General features: G+C 66.2%; 14 protein-coding genes, 1 other RNA gene and 1 pseudogene. 4 read left to right on the top strand and 12 right to left on the bottom strand.

The window, feature by feature from the left end; translation table 11 throughout:
• Nucleotides 1–119: 119 nt before the first annotated feature.
• Nucleotides 120–1,910: pseudogene (locus Y887_RS06110) on the top strand (hypothetical protein); the annotation flags it as partial.
• 222 nt (nt 1,911–2,132) lie between these two features.
• Here the strand turns inward: Y887_RS06110 and Y887_RS06115 are convergent.
• Nucleotides 2,133–3,050: an SMP-30/gluconolactonase/LRE family protein gene (locus Y887_RS06115; protein WP_046963496.1), complete on the bottom strand. Its 918-nt coding sequence runs from the start codon at nt 3,048–3,050 to the stop codon at nt 2,133–2,135.
• Nucleotides 3,050–3,568 (bottom strand): cupin domain-containing protein, encoded by a 519-nt coding sequence (locus Y887_RS06120; RefSeq protein ID WP_046963497.1) that lies wholly within the window; start codon nt 3,566–3,568, stop codon nt 3,050–3,052. The genes Y887_RS06115 and Y887_RS06120 overlap by 1 nt, the downstream gene beginning before the upstream one ends.
• Before the next feature lie 457 nt (nt 3,569–4,025).
• Here Y887_RS06120 and glnE point away from each other — a divergent pair, with 457 nt between their 5' ends.
• Nucleotides 4,026–6,851 (top strand): bifunctional [glutamate--ammonia ligase]-adenylyl-L-tyrosine phosphorylase/[glutamate--ammonia-ligase] adenylyltransferase, encoded by a 2,826-nt coding sequence (gene glnE / locus Y887_RS06125; RefSeq protein ID WP_046963498.1) that lies wholly within the window; start codon nt 4,026–4,028, stop codon nt 6,849–6,851.
• A gap of 99 nt (nt 6,852–6,950) precedes the next feature.
• Here glnE and Y887_RS18695 read toward each other — a convergent pair.
• From Y887_RS18695 to Y887_RS06160, 8 genes are all read right to left on the bottom strand, one after another.
• Nucleotides 6,951–7,026, bottom strand: a non-coding RNA gene (locus Y887_RS18695) — sX9 sRNA.
• A gap of 166 nt (nt 7,027–7,192) precedes the next feature.
• Entirely contained in the window at nt 7,193–7,570 is a 378-nt protein-coding gene (locus Y887_RS06130; RefSeq protein WP_046963522.1) for a cyclophilin-like fold protein, read from the bottom strand.
• A gap of 141 nt (nt 7,571–7,711) precedes the next feature.
• The gene (locus tag Y887_RS06135; RefSeq protein ID WP_046963499.1) at nt 7,712–8,740 is read right to left on the bottom strand and encodes an alpha/beta hydrolase; all 1,029 of its coding nucleotides are present in this window, start codon (nt 8,738–8,740) and stop codon (nt 7,712–7,714) included.
• Nucleotides 8,741–9,264: 524 nt separating this feature from the next.
• Nucleotides 9,265–9,822, bottom strand: coding sequence for a VUT family protein (locus Y887_RS06140; protein WP_046963500.1), 558 nt, complete (start codon nt 9,820–9,822; stop codon nt 9,265–9,267).
• A 30-nt stretch (nt 9,823–9,852) separates the two neighbouring features.
• Nucleotides 9,853–11,307 carry a nitrilase-related carbon-nitrogen hydrolase gene (locus Y887_RS06145; protein WP_046963501.1) on the bottom strand — a complete coding sequence of 485 codons (1,455 nt, stop codon included), beginning with the start codon at nt 11,305–11,307 and terminating at the stop codon, nt 9,853–9,855.
• 229 nt (nt 11,308–11,536) lie between these two features.
• Complete coding sequence (locus tag Y887_RS06150; protein ID WP_046963502.1) at nt 11,537–12,046, bottom strand: hypothetical protein; 510 nt, start codon at nt 12,044–12,046, stop codon at nt 11,537–11,539.
• Nucleotides 12,043–12,897: a DUF2145 domain-containing protein gene (locus Y887_RS06155; RefSeq protein ID WP_169749477.1), complete on the bottom strand. Its 855-nt coding sequence runs from the start codon at nt 12,895–12,897 to the stop codon at nt 12,043–12,045. The genes Y887_RS06150 and Y887_RS06155 overlap by 4 nt, the downstream gene beginning before the upstream one ends.
• Nucleotides 12,898–12,942: 45 nt before the next feature.
• Nucleotides 12,943–13,890, bottom strand: a complete 948-nt coding sequence (locus Y887_RS06160; RefSeq protein ID WP_046963504.1) for a mitochondrial fission ELM1 family protein — start codon at nt 13,888–13,890, stop codon at nt 12,943–12,945.
• 134 nt (nt 13,891–14,024) lie between these two features.
• Between Y887_RS06160 and Y887_RS06165 the strand changes: the two genes are divergently transcribed.
• On the top strand, nt 14,025–14,615 hold the full coding sequence (locus Y887_RS06165) for a malonic semialdehyde reductase (protein WP_046963505.1): 591 nt from the start codon (nt 14,025–14,027) through the stop codon (nt 14,613–14,615).
• Nucleotides 14,616–14,977: 362 nt separating this feature from the next.
• Nucleotides 14,978–15,706, top strand: a complete 729-nt coding sequence (locus Y887_RS06170) for a YceI family protein (RefSeq protein WP_084725942.1) — start codon at nt 14,978–14,980, stop codon at nt 15,704–15,706.
• A gap of 95 nt (nt 15,707–15,801) precedes the next feature.
• On the opposite strand, the gene Y887_RS06175 is transcribed toward Y887_RS06170, so the two are convergent.
• Together Y887_RS06175 and Y887_RS06180 are read right to left on the bottom strand one after the other, a co-directional pair.
• Nucleotides 15,802–16,191, bottom strand: coding sequence for a hypothetical protein (locus Y887_RS06175; protein WP_425445620.1), 390 nt, complete (start codon nt 16,189–16,191; stop codon nt 15,802–15,804).
• A 965-nt stretch (nt 16,192–17,156) separates the two neighbouring features.
• Entirely contained in the window at nt 17,157–17,945 is a 789-nt protein-coding gene (locus Y887_RS06180) for a siderophore-interacting protein (protein WP_046963525.1), read from the bottom strand.
• Between the last annotated feature and the right edge of the window lie 63 nt (nt 17,946–18,008).

Below are 18,008 nucleotides of genomic sequence, written 5' to 3' on the forward strand. Positions count from 1 at the left end.
CGACAGCGGCAGCCGCAGAACGTGCCAAGCCAACACCAATACCAATACCAACATCGTCGTCGGACCAGGCACGCAATCCGCCAGCCTCCGATACCCCTGCAAACCCAACACCTGCCACGCCCGCCTGGACACTGCAGTTCGACCGTATCGAGGCCGCGCAGGTCCACGCGCTGTCGCTGCGTCAACTGCGGATCGAAGGTGACGGCCAGCTGCAGCTCGGTCTGTTCAAGCAGTTGCGTGGCGGGCCGATGGAGCTGTTTCCGTCGCATGCCGTGTTCGACAATGCGCGCGTGCACTGGGGCAACAGCGAGGTGCTGCGCAACGGGCAGCTGCGCCTGGAAGCGAGCATTGCCCGGCATGTCCCCGACCAGGCGCGGGGGCTGGCCCTGCTGCAGCTGACCGATGCGCTGGTGGCCCTGCACGGCGACACCGCAGCGCTGGACGTCACCCGCACTGCGCAGGGCCGGCACACGGTGGTCACGCGCCCGGGCAAGGGGCGCGCGGATGGCGAGTTGCGCTGGACGCGCGGTGCATTGCAACCCGGCAGCCAGCTGCACTGGCGTGCGCCCCTGCACGACAGCACGCGCACGCCTGCCGCATTGCTGGGCGAGCTGGCGGCGCAGTTGCAGGTGGACGACGACCTGCGCCTGACCGTGAGCATGCCCGAGCCTGCCGATGCGGGACTGACGCTGGATGCCGACCTGCGCGTGCAGGGCCGGCAGTTGCCGCTGACATCGCTGCGCAACCTGCTACCGCGCACCTCCGGGCATGCGCGGCTGCATTGGCAACTGGCCTCGCTCAGCTGGATTCCCGCCCTGTTTCCGGATGTCGACTGGCTCACCCTGGATGGCGATGGCCTGGTCGATGCAGACCTGCGCATTACGCGCGGCCAGCTCGGTGCAGGCAGTCGTCTGCAGGTGCCGCATGTGCGCGCGCAGGTCGGCGTGATGGGGCATGCCATCGACGGGCAGGCCAGTGCCGATCTGCGCGTGGACGCCGATGCAAACGGCCAGCTGCTGCCCGCACTTGCACTGCAGATGCAGCAGTTTTCGATCGCGCACACCGACGCGCCCACGCGTCCGTTCGTGCAAGGCCGCGATCTGCGCCTGGACCTGCAAACGCGCGCCGACGCACGCAACCTCACCACCTTGCGCGATGCCACGCGTGCGCATCTGACCTTCGCCAATGCGCGCGTGCCGGACCTGCGTGCGTACAACCGCTATCTGCCGCAACAGCAGCTGCGCTTCGATGGTGGCAACGGTGTGCTCAGTGGCGATCTGCAGATCGAACCCGGCGGGCGTATCGGCAAGGGCGGCTTGCGTATCGGTGCGCGCGCCGCGCGCCTGCAGTTCGCGGGGCTCGCGTTGCGTGGCGATGTGGATGCCGATCTGCGCCTGCAACGTGGCGATCTGCGCGCAGAAAACTTTCGCCTCGATGCGAGCACGGTGCAGCTGCGCAATGTGGGTTTCACCGGTCCGGACGGACAACGCCGCGATGGCTGGTGGGCACGCATCGTGCTGGACGACACCCGCATGCAGTGGCGGCAGCCGATCGGTGTGGATGGGCGCGTGCGCATCCAGGTGCGCGATCTGGCGTTCCTGATGGCGCTGTACGCGCGCGACCGCTCCATTCCCGACTGGATGCTGCGCCTGGTGGATGCGGGGCAGGCGCAGGTGACCGGCCGTGTGCAGTGGCAGGGCAACAGCGTCATCGTCGATCGACTGCAGGCACGCAACGCGCGTTTCCAGGTCGATGCGCGATTGCGCCTGCAGGGCACGCAGCGCAGCGGCAGCCTGCTCGCACGCTGGGGTGTCTTGAGTGCGGCGATCGGCCTGCGCAACGACAGCCCCGAGTGGCACCTGCGACGCGCACAGGAGTGGTATCGGGCGCAGCCGGACCTGATCCGCTGAGCGCCGGCCACGCAGCGCTGCGTGAAGGCAACTGGACCAGTTCTGTACCGTCTGGTGTTGTTTTGCAGTGCAGCGTGCAAGTCGGATTCGGGGCGCGCACTATGATCCTGCATCCCGACGTGGGGGAGGGAGCAAAGCCCGCTGGCAGTTCGCTGCAAGCGGGCTTTTTTATTGCCTGAGGGCTGGCCAGTCAAGCGTGTGCAGCAGTGCAAACCCCTGGATTCAAGTCAATTCCAGCAGCCACAGCGCGCTGCCGCCGGTGATGAACAAGCGCTTGTGATCCTGGTCGAAACTGCAGTTGGAGGCGGTGTGCGGGGTCGGCACCAGCCCCAGCAGGTGTCCCTGCGGATGGAAGACGCACACGCCTGCGCCGGAACTGCTCCATAGCCAGCCCTGGCGGTCCACGCACATGCCATCGGGCACACCCTCGGGCACCACCGCAAAGCGGTGTGGATCGTGCAGTGCACCATCGCGCCAGTCCAGCGCGATGATCTCCTGCTCGCCAGCGCCGGTTTCCGGGGTTTGCGACACGTACAGCACGCGTTCGTCGGGCGAAAACGCCAGTCCATTGGGGTGATCCAGCCTGGCCATGCAGTGCAGCGCGCCACCATCGGGCGGCAGCCGGTAGAGGCCGTGATGGCCCAGCTCCTGCGGGCCGGGGCAGCCCTGGCTGGGCTTGAGCAGGCCGAACGGTGGGTCGGTGAACCAGATCGCGCCATCGCGCGCGACGATCAGATCGTTCGGCGAATTCAGCCGCTTGCCCTCGAAACGGCCGACCAGCAGATGCGCCCGTCCAGCCGCATCGCTGCGGGTGATCGCGCGGCGGCCATGCTCGCAATGCACCAGCCGCTGTTGCGCATCCACCGCATTGCCGTTGGTAAAGGCCGTGGCGTCCAGCAACACGTCCACCGCGCCGTCCTCGCGCCAACCGAGCACGCGGCGGCCCACCACGTCGCTCCACACCAGCGTGCGCTGCGCCTCCCACCACACCGGGCCTTCGCTCCAGGTCGCCTGGTCGTACAGCGTGTGCAGGCGCGCGTTACCCAGCCGCGCGGCCAGGGCGGGGTGCTGCGTCGTCGGCGGTGCGCACCGGGTTGGCGGTGGCGGGCCGGCCGGCCGCACGCGGCAATGGCTGTCCATCAACGCGGCGCCTCGTGACCGAACGGATGCGCCACCGCCGCGCCGGGCGATTGCGCAAACTGCACCAGCATCTGAAAGCACGGCGCATCGCCGAGCTGGCCGGAACGGTGACCACGCGCATCGGTGGTGCCCTGATCCTGGCCGAAATGGATATCGCCAGGGCCCATTTCCACCATCGTGCCGTCGCCGGTTTCGATGAACCAGCGGCCACGCAGCGGAATCACCCACTGCGGATGCGGACTCTCGTGCCAGTCGCCGACCCAGCCCACCGGCAGCACCGCAAACTGGATGCCGAGCACCTCGCCCGGGAACGGCCGCAGCCACTGCGGCGCGGCACCGCCCCCCACGCTCTTGCTGCCGAAACCCGGCAATTGCGAAGGATTGAGCTGGCTGGCGCCATCCGGCCCGGTCCACAGGTGCAGGAACGGCAGGCTGGGTGGCAACGCCGGATCGGTGCCGTCGTTGTTCAACGCAAGCTGGGATGGCAGCAACGCGGCGGGCAACAGGTTGGTGGACATGACGGAGCCTTGTGCAAAAACCGCAGTGCAGCACGGCTGTCGTCAGGGCTCCGTCAGCGGGATGTTCAACGCTTGGAAATCGCGTGCCCATCGCAACGGGCACCGCGCGCGACGCCTGTTTGCCTGCTTGGGATGGATTGAACGTCCGTTGACGATCGCCAGCCTGCAGTCCCCGCGCTGACCATGTTGGCGCTTGGTGTGTCGCTTGCCCGAGCGCGTCGGGTGCATCGCCAACATCGGTGCGCTGCGCTTCAACGCCGAATCTGCGCTGCGGCCCGTGGCCCGGTGCCCAGGCACGGCGTCGCTCCGGTCGCGGCTGCGACCGACGCTGTGGCGTACAGCCACTCGCGGCGCTTTGCCTGCCCATCGTGCAGGCGGGAGCAGCAACAGCCTACGGTTGCGGGGCGATGGAGCGCGCCTACATGCCACTGTCGTGGCGGGATGCCAGAATCGGCAGATGCCGCTGCCGATCTCCTCCGCTTCTCCTGCGCTCACCGCTCTGATCGAGCGGGCCGTGGCGCGTGTCCGTCAGGCCGTCCCTGCCGAGCTGCCGTGGCCCGGCGGCGATCTTGCGCCAGTGCTCGAACAGGTTGCGCTGGCCAGCGACTTCGCGCTGGAAACCCTGGCGCGTCAACCCGCCTTGCTGCAGCACCTGGCCCAGGCCGATCCGCCACCGCTGCCGGTGCCGACGCTGGACCCGGCGCAGCCGCAGGCCTGGGCGGCGCAGCTGCGGCGCTACCGCGCTGCGGAGTCCACCCGGCTGGTGTGGCGCGACGTGCTGGGTCTGGACAGCGTGGACGACACGCTTGCCGGTGCAACCCGGTTGGCGGAAACCTGCCTGCAATGCGCGCTGCAGGCGCTGGAGCAGCAGTTCGACAGCCGCCACGGGCAGGTGATGGCCGACGACGGCAGCGTGCAGCGGCTGGTGGTGTTCGGGCTGGGCAAACTCGGCGGCGGCGAGCTGAATTTCTCCTCGGATGTGGATCTGGTCTACGCCTACCCGCAGGGCGGGCAGTCCGACGGCGCCCGCCCGTTGGCGGCCGAAGAGTACTTCGCGCGGTTGGGCCAGCAACTGGCCAGGCTGCTCGACGAGACCACCGCCGACGGGTTCAGTCACCGCGTGGATCTGCGTCTGCGGCCGTTCGGCACCGCCGGCCGCGTGGCGTTGTCGTTCACCGGCATGGACCAGTATTTCCAGCGCGAGGGTCGCGATTGGGAGCGCTATGCCTGGCTCAAGGCGCGCGCGGTGGCAGGCGACATCGCCGCCGGCGAGGCGTGGCTGGAAACGCTGCGGCCGTTCGTCTACCGGCGCTATCTGGATTTCACCGCGCTGGACGGCCTGCGCGAGATGAAGGCCGCCATCACTGCCGAAGTGGCGCGGCACGACCGGCTGGACGACATCAAGCGCGGACCCGGCGGCATTCGCGAGATCGAATTTCTTGCGCAATCGCTGCAACTGATCCGCGCCGGACGCGAGCCCGCGCTGCGCGAGCGACGCCTGTTGCCCGCGTTGCAGGCGCTGGTGGCCGCAGGCCAGATCGAAGCGGACAACGGTGCGGCCTTGACTGCGGCGTATCGCTTTTTGCGGCGTCTGGAGAACCGCCTGCAGATGCTGCGCGATGCGCAGACCCATGCCTTGCCGCAGGCGCCGCTGGACCGCGAGCGGATTGCACTGGGCCTGGGCCATGCGGACTGGCCGGCGCTGCTGGACGCGCTGGCGCCGCATCGCAGCCGGGTGGCGGCGGAATTTGCCGAGTTGCTGGCGCCGCGCGTGCGTGCCACTGCGCCGGATGCGCTGGCCGATTACTGGCGCGCATTGCCCGAGGGCGATGCGGCGCCGTTGCTGGGCATCGGCTTGCACGACCCGGGCAATGCACATCAGGTGCTGAGCGATTTTGCGCAGTCATCCGGCGTGCGCGCACTGTCCGACACCGCGCGTGCGCGGCTGGATCGCGTCATGCCGGCGCTGCTGCACGCGGCCACGCGCGCCAGCCAGCCCGATGCGGCCGTGCGGCGCATGCTGGGCCTGTTGCAGGCCACCTTGCGCCGCACCAGCTATCTGGCGCTGCTGGACGAACAACCCAGCGCGCTCGCACGCCTGGTCGATGTCCTTTCGCGCAGCGCGTTGCTGGCCGAGCGCCTGGCCGCGTACCCGCTGCTGCTGGACGAGTTGCTCGACACCCGCATCAGCGGGCCATTGCCCGATCGCGCGGCCCTGCAGGCGGCGTGCGCCGACACGCTGCAGATCGACGATACCGAAGCGGCCCTGCGCGAACTCAACGAGCGCCGGCTGGCGTTGAGCTTCCGTATCGCGCTGGCCACGCTCGACGGCCGCCAACGTGCGGTGGACAGCACCCGGCAACTGGCCTGGCTTGCCGAGGCGGTGGTGCAGACCGTCCTGCAGCTGGCGCGGGTCGAGCTGGTCGCCGCGCACGGGCAGGTACCCGGCGGCACGTTTGCCATCATCGGCTACGGCAGCCTGGGTGGGTTGGAACTGGGCTTCGGCTCGGATCTGGATCTGGTGTTTCTCTACGATCATCCGCGCGCGGTGGAAAGCTCCGACGGCAAACGGCCGCTGGAAGCCGGGCGCTGGTTCGCACGCCTTGCGCAGAAGGTGATGGCGTTGCTCGCGGCCGAAACCGGCGCCGGCCGCCTGTACGACATCGATGTGCGGCTGCGCCCGGATGGCGGCAAGGGGGCGCTGGTGTCGTCGCTGGCCAGCTACCGCGAGTATCAGCGCGAACGCGCGTGGACCTGGGAGCATCAGGCGCTGGTGCGCGCACGTGCGGTCGCAGGCGACGCTACGCTATGCGAGGCCTTTGCGCAGGTACGCGAGCAGACGCTGGCGCGCGTGCGCGACACTGCGCTGTTGCACGAGGAGGTGCGCAAGATGCGCGCACGCATGCGCGCCGAACTCGACCGCAGCGATGCCGGCCGGCTGGATCTCAAGCAGGGTGCCGGCGGCCTGGTCGATCTGGAATTCCTGCTGCAGGCCGGTGTGCTGGGCCAGGCGGCGCAGCATCCGCCGTTGCTGCAGGTCTGCGACACGCCGGCCTTGATCGATGCGCTGGTGCAGGCGCAGTGGCTGCCCGGCACTGCCGCGCAAGCGCTGCACGACGCACATGCCACGCTGGTGGAGGCCGGGCTGGCCTGCACGCTGGACCGGCGCCCACGCCTGATCACGCCGACCGCCGCCATCCAGCAGGCCACCGGCAGCATCTTTGCGATCGCGCAGGCGCAAGGCCTGGCGTTCCCGCGCGGCAGGGACGAACCGCGTGCGTGAGGCATTGCATGGGGTGTGCAGATGATCGCAGCGCAGCCTGCGTGCTGCCGCTGGCACCGTGGGCCAGGCACACAGGCGGCCCGGCAGCAGAGTAAGAATGGCCAGCAAACGTAGCGGGCAGTCGTCAGCTGGGTGCGGACGGCGCGCTCGGAGCCGGCGTATACGCGTGCTCGATGCTGCACCGGGCACCGACCGCGCACGCCAGGTGGTGAGCACAGTCGTTGTGTTGGCTGCCCTGAGGCTGTCGCCGCCGGCTGTGTCTGCAGGCAGTCAGGTACGGTCTGCAGCAACGGCAGCACGCCATGCGCAGCGCAGCGGCGTGTCGGTGGTGATCGGCCGCGTCAATGCGGTGGCGATGCCGCAGCCGCAGGCTGCGCACGTGCGATGGTCGCGGTGAAGCTGGCCGAACGTGTCAGCGCCTGCGGGTTGGACACGATCCGCCCCAGACGCACCAGATCGCGCGATGGCGTATAGCCGCGGTAGAACACCGCCAGATTGCCCCAGGGCACGTAATACATCAGGTCGCCCACCTGCGCCGGGCCGGCAGGGCCGACGGCGCTCAGGTCGAGTTTGCTCGGCAGGTAGCTGATCTTCTCGCTCGCATGGAAGTCTTCGAAAGACACGGTCATCGGCAGCCGCGCCAGCAGGTCGCGCGTGGCCGAGTGATCGACCAGTTCGGCTTCGACGACGTCATTGCCGATGGTGAGGGTGATACGCATCGTGCGCTCCGGTGTCGGTGGGGCGGTCGCCGCCGGTGGCGTTGCAGCCGAACAGGCGGTGACCAGGAAGGCGCATCCCAGGACCAGGGTGCGCAAGCAGGCGCTGGAGCGAAGGATTGGCATCGGCGCTGCCCTCGTGGATTACTGCAGGTGTTTGCGGAAGAACGCGGTGAGCGTGTCGAATGGAATCAGATCCACGCGGTCGTACAGGTCCACATGTCCTGCGCCCGGCACGATCAGCAGTTGCTTGGGCTGGTCGGCCAGACGGTAGGCTTCTTCGCTGAACTCGCGCGAATGCGCGTTCTCGCCGGCAATGAACAGCATCGCGCGCGGCGAAATGGTCTCGATGTCGTTGAACGGGTAGAAGTTCATGAACTTGACGTTGCTGGTCAGCGTCGGACGGGTGGTGTGCTCGGGCGACTGACCCTCGGGTGTGTGCTGTCCGCGCGGTGTGCGATAGAAATCGTAGAACTCGCGCTCGATCGGCGTGGACTGCGGCGTCAGTGCCAGGACCGTGCCGCCGGTGTATTCCACCGGCCCGCCGCTGAATTCGGTAGTGCGTTGCTTGGCGGCCGCAGCGATGATCTGCTTGCGCTGCGCCAGGCCGAGCCCGTGACGCAGGCCGTTGCGGTTGGCCGCGCCCATGTCGTACATGCTGACCGTTGCGATCGCACGCATGCGCGGGTCGATCTTGGCGGCGCTGATCACGAAGCTGCCGCTGCCGCAGATACCCAGCGCGCCGATCTGCTCGCGATCGACAGACCTCTGCGTTTCCAGGAAATCCACCGCCGCGCTGAAGTCTTCGGCATAGATGTCCGGCGATACCGCATTGCGCGGCTGCCCCTCGCTTTCGCCCCAGAACGACAGGTCCAGCGACAGCGTCACAAAGCCCTGCTCGGCAAGTTTGGTGGCGTAGAGATTGGCGCTTTGTTCCTTGACCGCCCCCATCGGATGACCGACCACAATGGCCGGATGCCGCTTGCTGGTGTCCAGGCCCTTGGGGACGAACAGGTTGCCGGCCACAGTCATCCGGTACTGATTCTTGAAAGTGACCTTTTGCATGGTCACCGTATCGCTGGTGTAGAAATTATCGGCACCGTTTGACATGTCTGCTCCTAGCGTTGGGAATGAAACGAGCAAGAGCACCAGAAGGAGGATGCGCAGTTGCATGGTGTGGCTCTCATGAAGGTGCACGCCGCCGGACTGGTGTGCCGCTGCGGTTGCGTTTGCCGGTGGATGAAGGGGTGAGCTGTGCGGCCCACCTGCTGCAGTCGGTGGGCGTTGCTGCCGCCGTGGTGCGCCTTGCGGTGACCTAGAGCGTGTTATGCACTTTGAGATGAGATGCGTTGGCCGTCAGCGGTGCGGAGCGGGTGCTGCGTGGCGCCGGCTTGGCTGGCGCCAAGGCAAGCCGCGCAGCGCAAGGCTTGCCTCGACGCGCCACAGGACGCTTCGCACTCACCTCAAAGTACATAACACGCTCTAATTTAGGTCAGGCGCTGCGCCTGAGCATTACTGCTACGTGCATGCCTTCATGCGGGTGTTTCATGAGTCGTTTGAGGTGCCGCGCACACCGCCTCGTGACGCGTCCTGGCTGCCGTGCAGGCGGCGTGCGCTGACGGCGTGTCGATGGCGCCGACCGAGCGTGTGGAGCGCAGGGACCTGTGTGTGCGACGCTGCGATGACGCAACGGTGATTCAGCTGTTCGCCCGGGGCGCGCTGCGCCATAGCAACGCGCGGAAGGGCCCGAGCAGGAACACGCCCATGCCCAGCTTCACCGCCAGATCGCCCGCAGCCCAGCTCACCCACGGCAGCGATGCACCGGCAAAGGCGATACTCCAGAAAAGCGCGGTATCCAGCGTGGCGCTGCAGGTGGTGGCCACGATTGGCGCGCGCCACCAGCTGCCGTTGCGCAGCCGGTCGAACACGGTGATATCCAGCAGCTGCGCCGCAATGAAGGCTGTGCACGAGGCCGCGGCAATGCGCGGCGTCGCCAGCCAGATCGACAACACCACCGCCAGTGCGAACCCGCACCAGGCCACCGTACGCGCCGCACGCGGGCCAAAGCGGCGATTGATCAGATTGCTGACCAAAAACGCCAATGGGTACGAGAACGCGCCCCAGGTCAGCCAGTCGTTGATCGGGTACTGCACCAGGATGTTGGACAGCAGCACCACCGCGCCCATCACCAGGACCGCCCACGTCAAGGCGCGTGCGGTGAGCGGGGCAAACAGGGTGGGGGATGGGGTGGACATGGTGGTGCGGCAGTGGGCGATCAGCGCGAATTATCCGCGCGTTGACGCAGGCAGACCAGTGCGCCGATGCGCCACCAGGGCCAGCACCAACGTCGCAAGCACGCACACGCCACCGAAGACATCGCCGACCTGCGTATACAACGTTGCCACTTGCGCGGCGACTGGCACGCTGACAATTGCGCTCGTCCCAGGCATCGGCGCGCTTCGGGTCTGCAGCTGCACGCGGCCGTACGCATCGGTGACGCTCAACAGCCCTTCGCGCGCATTACGCACCACGGTGTAGCCGTTTTCCACGCCACGCAGCGCGGTCATATGCGCCGACATCCAGGCATCGCGATAGGCGAAGTCCCAGGCCGGCACCAGCATCAGCGCGGCATTGCGTTGCCCATTGGCGCGTGCCAGCCGCGCAAACAGCATGTCCTTGCAGATCGCCAAGCCCCAGCGCAGGTCATCGACGTGATGGACGGCATACTCCTGCCCGTGTGCGTAGTGCTGCGCGCGCTCGGGCGGGGCGAGAAACTGTTTTTCGTAGTTCTCCACGCGCACGCCCTGCGGATCGAACAACCAGGCAAGGTTGCGCGGCTGCGCGCCATGTTCGGCAATGCCTACCAGCAGCCACAGCCGGTGCTGCCGGGCGAGCGCGCTGTAGTGCCGTTGCCACTGCGCCAGTTGCTGCGGTGGCAGCACTGCGATCTTTTCCGGCAACACCACCAGCTGCGCACCTTGTGCGGCGAGCGTGCCGATCAAGACGTCGTAGCGACTTCGGATCGGTTGCCAGTGCGCCGGTACAGCCGCCGGGCCAATGGGATCGTCGATGGCCGCCAGGCCGATGCGCAGTGGCGTGCCGGCGACCGGCGTCTGCAGCCGCCACAAGCCATAGCCGGTGCTGGCAGCCAGGGTCAGCGCCACGGCAGCGAAGACCAACGGCGGACGCCGCACAGCGTTGCCACGCCATAGCAGCAACGCCAGCGCCGAGGGCAGCAGACACAGCACAAACAACAGCCCGGACACCCCGGTCAAAGCAGTGAGCTGCAGCAAGGGCAGCACATCGGCCTGCGAGTAGGCAGGGCTGCCCCAGTTGCCGTCCGGCAGCAACCGCGCCATCAACAGATCGGCGCTGACCCACAGCAACGGGTATGCCAACACGCTCCAGCCGCTGCGCAGGCGCTGTACGATCCGGCGTGCGCCCATCACCACCGCATACCACAGCATCGCGATGCCACAGGTGGCCAGTACCATCGCAGGCACCGGCATCGCCAGGCGGAAGTACGGCACGTAATGCGTGGCGGCCATGCTGGTGGCGATCAGCACCGCGATGCGTGCGTGCGCGGTGCGCTCGATCGTGTAGGCCAACCACAGCAGCGGCGCCGGCGCCAGCCACGCCCACCACCATGGCGGCTGCACGCCGATCCCGAACCACAACGCCGCACCGGCGAGCAGTTCGGCCAGCAGCATGCGCATGGGCGACAGTGGCGTGTGCTGCATTGCAGATCCAGTGGAAGACACGCAAGGAGCATGCACTGGCATGCCTGCGATCAGACAGTGACCATCGTCACCCGATCGCAGCGGTCATCAACAAACTTCGGCGTGTCGGTTCGCCAGACAATGTCCGATGCATCTGCGCGCACCGCCCGTAACACGTTGTGCGGGTGCGTGAGGCGCCGTCAGCAACGCCTCATCGCAGCCCAGCGCGTCTGTACGGCGCTTTCCAGCATCACCAGGTCTTGCTGCTGTTGTGCGCGGCGGATTCTGCAGTCGGCACGAAAGCCAATGCCTCGCCTTGCGGGGATTGCACGGTCCAGCCTGCGCCTGCCGGGCTCGGCTGGAAGCTCACCGTCTCGCCAACGTGGAAGCCCGCAGTGGGGTCGTCCTGGCGCGCCGGCCAGCGCAGCAATGCGGTGTTGTCGGCTTGTTGAGGGTCCTGCAGGCGCACTTGGCGAGCACCTGCAGGCAAGGTTTCGACTGTCTCCACGCGCATTGCAGGCAACTTGCCGGCACGCGGTTCGCGGCGGTGTTCGCCCACGATCTCCGACGCAGTCAGTGGTGCGAGCAGTGTAGAGCCGACCACGCCCGACACGACGAGTGCAGGAGCGGCAACGGACAGTGCGGTGTAAAACTCGGATTTCTCGCCGGGTGTGGTGGCTTCGCCGGCGTGCGCGCACGGCAACGTCACTGCAGCGAGCAGACCGACCGCGGCAATAGACAAGGATGGGGGGTATTTCATGGCGCTTCTCCAGGTGCAGCGGCGACGCGTGCGACCGACAGCTCCTTCGCTACCGCGTCGCGCTGATGCAGAAAATCGAAGACCGATTCGACGGTGACCACAGAATAATTGCCGGACACACGCTCGCCGACCGGATGATCGGTGACCGCAGCGTTGGCAGCGACAAAGCGCGCCCCGATCCGCTGGCTGAGATCCAGATGCAGTTTGCTTGGGTGATAGCGCGCCGTGCGCAGCCATGCCTGTGCGGTGCGGCGGTCTGCGATGGCAGCCGACGGTTGCGCATCCGCGGCCAAGGCCACCGCCAGCACTTCCAGTACCCATTGGTTGGAATTCTGGTATTCGGTGGAGAACGGATACGCCACGATGCTGTAGCGCGTTTCGTGCAGCCGGTGGGCGATGTTGCCGTTGCCGCTCAGCAGTGCGTGCAGCCGTTGCTGCACTGCGCGGGTCGGGATGCCTACGCGCAGGTCGCTGCTCACTGCGCTTTCGCCGACAAAATTGCTCAGACCTTCCACATACAGCTGGGACGCGTCGCTCTTGCAGCGATTGAGCAGGTGCCGCACGCGCCAGAGACCATCCTCGTCGCGCAGCGCGAATGCCAGGTGGCTATGTTTCAGGCCATAACGGCTCAGGTCCTGGCCGCCACGCGCCAACAGCACGACCTGTGCATCGGGCAATGCATCCAGCGCCCGCGCGGTGTCGCTGGCCATGTCGAACATCGCAGCGGTGGTCTGCGGCGTGGGGTAGCGCGGCACGCACGCAGGCGTTGCGGCTGCGGCCAACGGCAATGCGGCCAGCAGTGCCAGCGTGATCGCCGGTCCGATTGCGCGTTTGATCCCTGGTGGCTTCATCGATCGCAGCATCCTTGTGTCGGGCGCCATCGTTGGGCGCGTGGTTCACCGCGACAGGCGTGCACGCACCTGCAGGGCGATGCGCTCGGTTTCGCGCACCGGCAGGATATCGGCCGCGGCGCGTAAAACTTCATCGCTTGCACGCAGCCGCTGACGGTGCCGCAGCGCCTGCACATGGCGGCCGACGCGTCCGCCGGCGCGGTCGCCGAATGCGGCCGCCACCGGCACGCGCGTGGCGCAGGCCTCCGACAACAGGTTGACCGAGTCGGCGGTCGCCACGATGGCATCGGCCCACCCGAGCAGGCCGGCGTAGGGATTGGGGCCGTCGCGTTCGTCGCACCACAGCAGATGTGGCATGCCGTTGCAGGCCGCCCGTAATGGGGCGATGGCGTCCGCTGGCGTGCGGCGCGAGACAGTGACCAGCAGGCTGCCGCCGAGCGCGCGCAGTTGCTCGCGCAGCGGCGTGCACAGCGCGGCCAGGTCCTGTGCTGTCCATGGCACCTGCGTGGTGGGGCCGCCGACCAGCAGCGCCAGCCGCGGGCCGGGCAGGCGGCCCAGGGCCGGGAACGCGGCACGCCCGTCCGCCAGCCAGGCATCGTCCACCGGGTGCAGGCTGCCGAGCAGGGTGAGCACGTTCTCGCCCCGCACCGCATCGTGCTCGGGCACGACCAGCAGGTCCCAGTGGCGGGCATCCAGGCGTGGGTCCAGGATCTGCACGCTACGGCTGCCACGGACGCGCAGCAGCCGGGTGGCCAGCGCCGCCTGGCGGCCGCAACCGATGGCCAGGGCAGGCGGATGCTGCAGTTGCCGGGCGAATGCGGCACCGAACGCAGCCTGCGCGCCGGGCAGCACGCGCGGCGCCGCCCACCGCCAGGGTGGCTGCGGATGCAGATGGATCGGCCGGAAGGCCCCGGGGTGCAGTGCCCGCGCCAGTGCCTCGGCCTGGCGTGCATTGCCGGCGCGGCCGTCGCTCAGCGCCCAGGTCACCGCCATCGTTTCAGATCCGACATAGATTTGTTTCAGATTGAACGCGTGTGGCGGCAATCGCGCCACTCTACACTGCGGGTCTTCACACTGGTGCCGGCGCTACAGCTTACCGTCGCGCCATCCCTTCTTCTGGAGTGCTCATGTCCGATTCGCTCAATGCTGCCGCACTGGATCAGCTGTTCCGTACCGCCCGCACGCAGAACGCCTTTCTCGACAAGCCGGTCAGCCAAGCGCAGTTGCGCGAGCTTTACGACCTGTTGAAGTGGGGCCCGACGGCGGCCAACGGTTCGCCGGGGCGGTTCGTGTTCGTGACCACGGCGCAGGGCAAGCAGAAGCTCAAGCCGGCGCTGTCCGAGGGCAATGCAGCCAAGACGCTGGCTGTGCCGGTCACGGTGATCGTGGCGCACGACGAGGACTTCCACGAAAAGCTGCCGTACCTGTTTCCGCATGCCGATGCCAAGAGCTGGTTCGACGACTCGCGCGAGATGCGCGTCAGTGGCGCATTCCGTAACGGCTCGCTGCAGGGCGCCTATCTGATCCTGGCCGCGCGCGCGCTGGGCCTGGATGCCGGTCCGATGTCGGGTTTCGACAATGCCAAGGTGGATGAGGCGTTCTTCGCCGGCACGCCGATCAAGTCCAATTTCCTGATCAATCTTGGCTACGGCGACCCGGCCGGATTGTTCCCGCGCTCGCCCCGCCTGAGCTTCGATGAAGCGGCGCGCTTTGAGTAATGCGCGGCAGTGAGCGGCGCGGCGTGTAAGGCGTTGCGTGTGACATCGACGCCGCGGCGTATCTGCCCTGCGGTCATCGCGCAGGGTCATCGCTGCCGCACAATGCCGATCGCTGCATGTTTTGCTGCATTGCTGTGGATCGTCGATCAAGCGATTGCGCCCACCCGCAAGGGGGCGCGGCCGACGCCCGGAAGCGCTGGATGCCACATGTCCACTGCGCATTGCGCGCCTGCGCTCCTTCGCCGTCTGGCCACCGCGGTGCAAGATAGGTGTGCCGTCTTACAGTTTCCTGCAGTCCTCGTCCGTCTGCGTTTCGCCCCATCCGCGTTGATCCAACGCGTCTCTCATCACATGGAGTTCCAATGAAGACCACCCACAAGCTGTTGCTGCCGCTCGCCCTGACCCTGGCCATCGCCGCCTGCTCCAAGCCGGCCGATAACGCCGCCACGCCGGCTGCCGAAACCCCGGCCGCCACCGCACCGGCCGATGCCGCTGCCACCACTGCGACCCCGGCTGCTGCGCCGGCCGCCTCGACCGCTCCGGCCGTGGAAGTGGCCTCCGGCACCTACACCCTGGATCCGAGCCACACCGACGTGCTCGCGCAGTGGAGCCACTTCGGCTTCTCCAACCCGAGCGCGCATTTCGGCAATGTCGACGGCACCCTGGTCTACGACGCGGCCGACGTGACCAAGTCCACGGTGCAGGTCACCCTGCCGCTGTCCGGCTTGAACAGCTTCACCGCCAAGTTCGACGAGCACCTGAAGAGCGGCGACTTCTTCGACGCGGCCAAGTTCCCGACCGCCACCTTCAAGAGCACCAAGGTCGAAGCGGCTGGCACCAACAAGCTGACCGTCACCGGTGACCTGACCATCAAGGATCAGACCAAGCCGGTCGTGCTGGACGTCACCCTCAACGGTGCCGGCGAGCACCCGATGAAGAAGGTGCCGGCGGCCGGTTTCGACGCCACCACCACGATCAAGCGCAGCGACTTCGGCGTGGGCCAGTACGCCCCGAACGTCAGCGACGAGGTCAAGATCCGCATCACCACCGAGGCCCTTCAGGCCAAGGCCGGCGAGGCTGCTGCGAAGTAATTAAGCAATAGCTCGCATTAGGGCCCGCCATTGGCGGGCCCTAACTTTTTCGAGAAAATTTCAAACGTCTAGGCCCTTGAGAGCATCATCCCTGATCAGGCGGCTTGCTCGATTGGAAGTAGATATATCTGAACGCGGTGATCGCTGAACGTTGCGGTCGTGTTTCCCGCAATATTCATTTCTGCAAGCGTCTTTCCATTTGCATCTGCAAGCACCAGTGCGTAGATGTCACCAAATCGGTGGTCCGCACGGATAATGGAGGCTTTGACGCGGTATTTTCTATTGTCGGGTAGAACCAGGACTGGAGAGATTTCGCCTGGGCTTAGCTGAAGGTCGATTTCCCTTTCGCTCAGATCGCCTCGAACCTTCACTTCTAATACCTGTTTCTTGGGCATTGCCTGTTGAAGGGTGGTGGTGTCTGCTTGCTGAGCCGAGTAAGCAGCGATAGGCGAGGCTGCCAAAAGCGCGGTGGCAACGGCTCCCATCAAAAAGCGGCGACGTTCATCTGCTTTCATATCTTTCATGGGAATCCTCTCGATTGAGCAGGTCCATCGGGTGATAGTGCACCGATCAGTTAAAGATTTAGGGAGTCGTCGCGTTTGCGTTTTAGCAAGCGAATTTATGGGTGTCAATAGTTGCTGTGTTCGCTTGCTCAACGTTGTCATCCGAACATAACTCTGCACTGATGATCATCGGGCCATCCGGCGTTCGTTGTATCTCATGTCGCTTTCTATGCGCGTTCGTGCGTATCAAGTCCTCACTTTTTGGCCGGATCCTTTTTAACGACCTGAGCCGATTACGACTGCGTATCGATGCGTTATCAATCTTGCAACGTGTCGCCGAGGGGCAGTACGCAGCGTGCGGAGTGTCGTCCATGTTGCATGCGCGCCGCATAGAAAGTATGGGCTGACCTCAGTAGTTCACTTTAGATCGGACGATCGATACCGTCGGTGTCTTCTTTGTGGAGCACAGACGTCTGGCTTGTCAGGCGTCGCTTCTAGCCTACAGCTTGTTGTTGGGTGCTCGGCTCATGTTAATGAGCATCCGGGCTCTTTTTGATCGCATTTATCTTCACAATGGATGCCTCCCGATGCTTGGTTGCATCGATTTCAAACGAGATAGCCAATTGATCTTAAAAGTATTGCGGCGCGGGCTGTGCCGTAGGCACGCGCTTCTCATTGACGATGCGTGTGGATACTCGTCGCATTCGGCTCGAGGTGATGCTGCAAACCCAGGTGCAGGACCGTTTCCAGTCATCACAGATGTGCACGCGCCGTACCGCGCTTTGAACGCGCTGGTACGGCACAAGTAACAACACAGACCGTCTCGCAAGCCAGTCCAGTGGTTTTATGGGTCGAGGTTTTCCGATTCCGAAGGTCGGGCGTTCGTCAGATGCGACGTAGTTTGGTCGCCACTCTCCACCGATCGGTAGAGACAGGAGCGCTTGGCCTCACTCCCCAGCCGGATCCGCCTTCCAATACCCCTTGGCGCGGATCGATTCCTTGTCCACGCCCAGGTGCTCTTCCACGAACTTGCGCATTGCCCGCGCACGCATCGACTCGGCGCCGATCCAGTAAAACGTGTCGCCGTCGTGGGGCTCGTAATCGCGCAGGCTGTCTTCCAGCAAGGTGCTGCTGGCGGCATCGAAGCCATTGCGCTCCAGCCAGTACACGTCCACATCGGCGGCGCTGATCAGCTCCTGCCGCTCGTCGGCATCGGCCACTTCGATAAAGACTTCTGCGTGCAGGTCGGCCGGCATCGACTCCAGCCAGCGGCCGATTGCCGGCAGCGCGGTCTCGTCGCCGATCAGCACGTAATGATCGTAGTCGTCGGCGACCAGGAACGAGCCGCGCGGGCCGCCGATCTTCAGCGCGTCGCCGGGTTGGGCGTGTGCGGCCCAACTGGATGCCACGCCCTCTCCATGCAGCACGAAATCGATGCTCAGCTCGCCGCTCTGCGGATCGAATGCGCGCGGCGTGTAGTCGCGCCCGGGCGAGGGCAGTGCGCCGTCGGCATAGCGCGGCCCTTCCGCGGTCATGGTCGGCAGCACGAAAGCGCCATCGGCATTGGGGAAGAATAGTTTGACGTGATCGTCCGGCGCTTCGCTTTGGAAGCCGGCCAGCTCGCTGCCGCCGAAGACGATGCGGCGCATCTGCGGAGTGATTGACTCGCAGCGGACCACCTGCACGGCGCGTAAGCGCGCGTCGCGACGAACTTGGGTATTGGTGTGTGCAGCCATGATGGTGCGATTCCTGATGGTGTCGCGCACCCAGGCGCGGCGGTGGTGGGGGAGGCGGATGCG

This window comes from Xanthomonas pisi DSM 18956 (assembly GCF_001010415.1).
Taxonomy (GTDB): Bacteria; Pseudomonadota; Gammaproteobacteria; order Xanthomonadales; family Xanthomonadaceae; genus Xanthomonas; species Xanthomonas pisi.

What these genes read in the sequence shown, in the direction of transcription:
- Y887_RS06115 (WP_046963496.1), bottom strand. Translation starts at nt 3,050, where the DNA reads ATGGACAGCCATTGCCGCGTGCGGCCGGCCGGCCCGCCACCGCCAACC.
- Y887_RS06120 (WP_046963497.1), bottom strand. Translation starts at nt 3,568, where the DNA reads ATGTCCACCAACCTGTTGCCCGCCGCGTTGCTGCCATCCCAGCTTGCG.
- glnE (WP_046963498.1), top strand. Translation starts at nt 4,026, where the DNA reads ATGCCGCTGCCGATCTCCTCCGCTTCTCCTGCGCTCACCGCTCTGATC.
- Y887_RS06130 (WP_046963522.1), bottom strand. Translation starts at nt 7,570, where the DNA reads ATGCGTATCACCCTCACCATCGGCAATGACGTCGTCGAAGCCGAACTG.
- Y887_RS06135 (WP_046963499.1), bottom strand. Translation starts at nt 8,740, where the DNA reads ATGCAACTGCGCATCCTCCTTCTGGTGCTCTTGCTCGTTTCATTCCCA.
- Y887_RS06140 (WP_046963500.1), bottom strand. Translation starts at nt 9,822, where the DNA reads ATGTCCACCCCATCCCCCACCCTGTTTGCCCCGCTCACCGCACGCGCC.
- Y887_RS06145 (WP_046963501.1), bottom strand. Translation starts at nt 11,307, where the DNA reads ATGCAGCACACGCCACTGTCGCCCATGCGCATGCTGCTGGCCGAACTG.
- Y887_RS06150 (WP_046963502.1), bottom strand. Translation starts at nt 12,046, where the DNA reads ATGAAATACCCCCCATCCTTGTCTATTGCCGCGGTCGGTCTGCTCGCT.
- Y887_RS06155 (WP_169749477.1), bottom strand. Translation starts at nt 12,897, where the DNA reads ATGAAGCCACCAGGGATCAAACGCGCAATCGGACCGGCGATCACGCTG.
- Y887_RS06160 (WP_046963504.1), bottom strand. Translation starts at nt 13,890, where the DNA reads ATGGCGGTGACCTGGGCGCTGAGCGACGGCCGCGCCGGCAATGCACGC.
- Y887_RS06165 (WP_046963505.1), top strand. Translation starts at nt 14,025, where the DNA reads ATGTCCGATTCGCTCAATGCTGCCGCACTGGATCAGCTGTTCCGTACC.
- Y887_RS06170 (WP_084725942.1), top strand. Translation starts at nt 14,978, where the DNA reads ATGAAGACCACCCACAAGCTGTTGCTGCCGCTCGCCCTGACCCTGGCC.
- Y887_RS06175 (WP_425445620.1), bottom strand. Translation starts at nt 16,191, where the DNA reads ATGGGAGCCGTTGCCACCGCGCTTTTGGCAGCCTCGCCTATCGCTGCT.
- Y887_RS06180 (WP_046963525.1), bottom strand. Translation starts at nt 17,945, where the DNA reads ATGGCTGCACACACCAATACCCAAGTTCGTCGCGACGCGCGCTTACGC.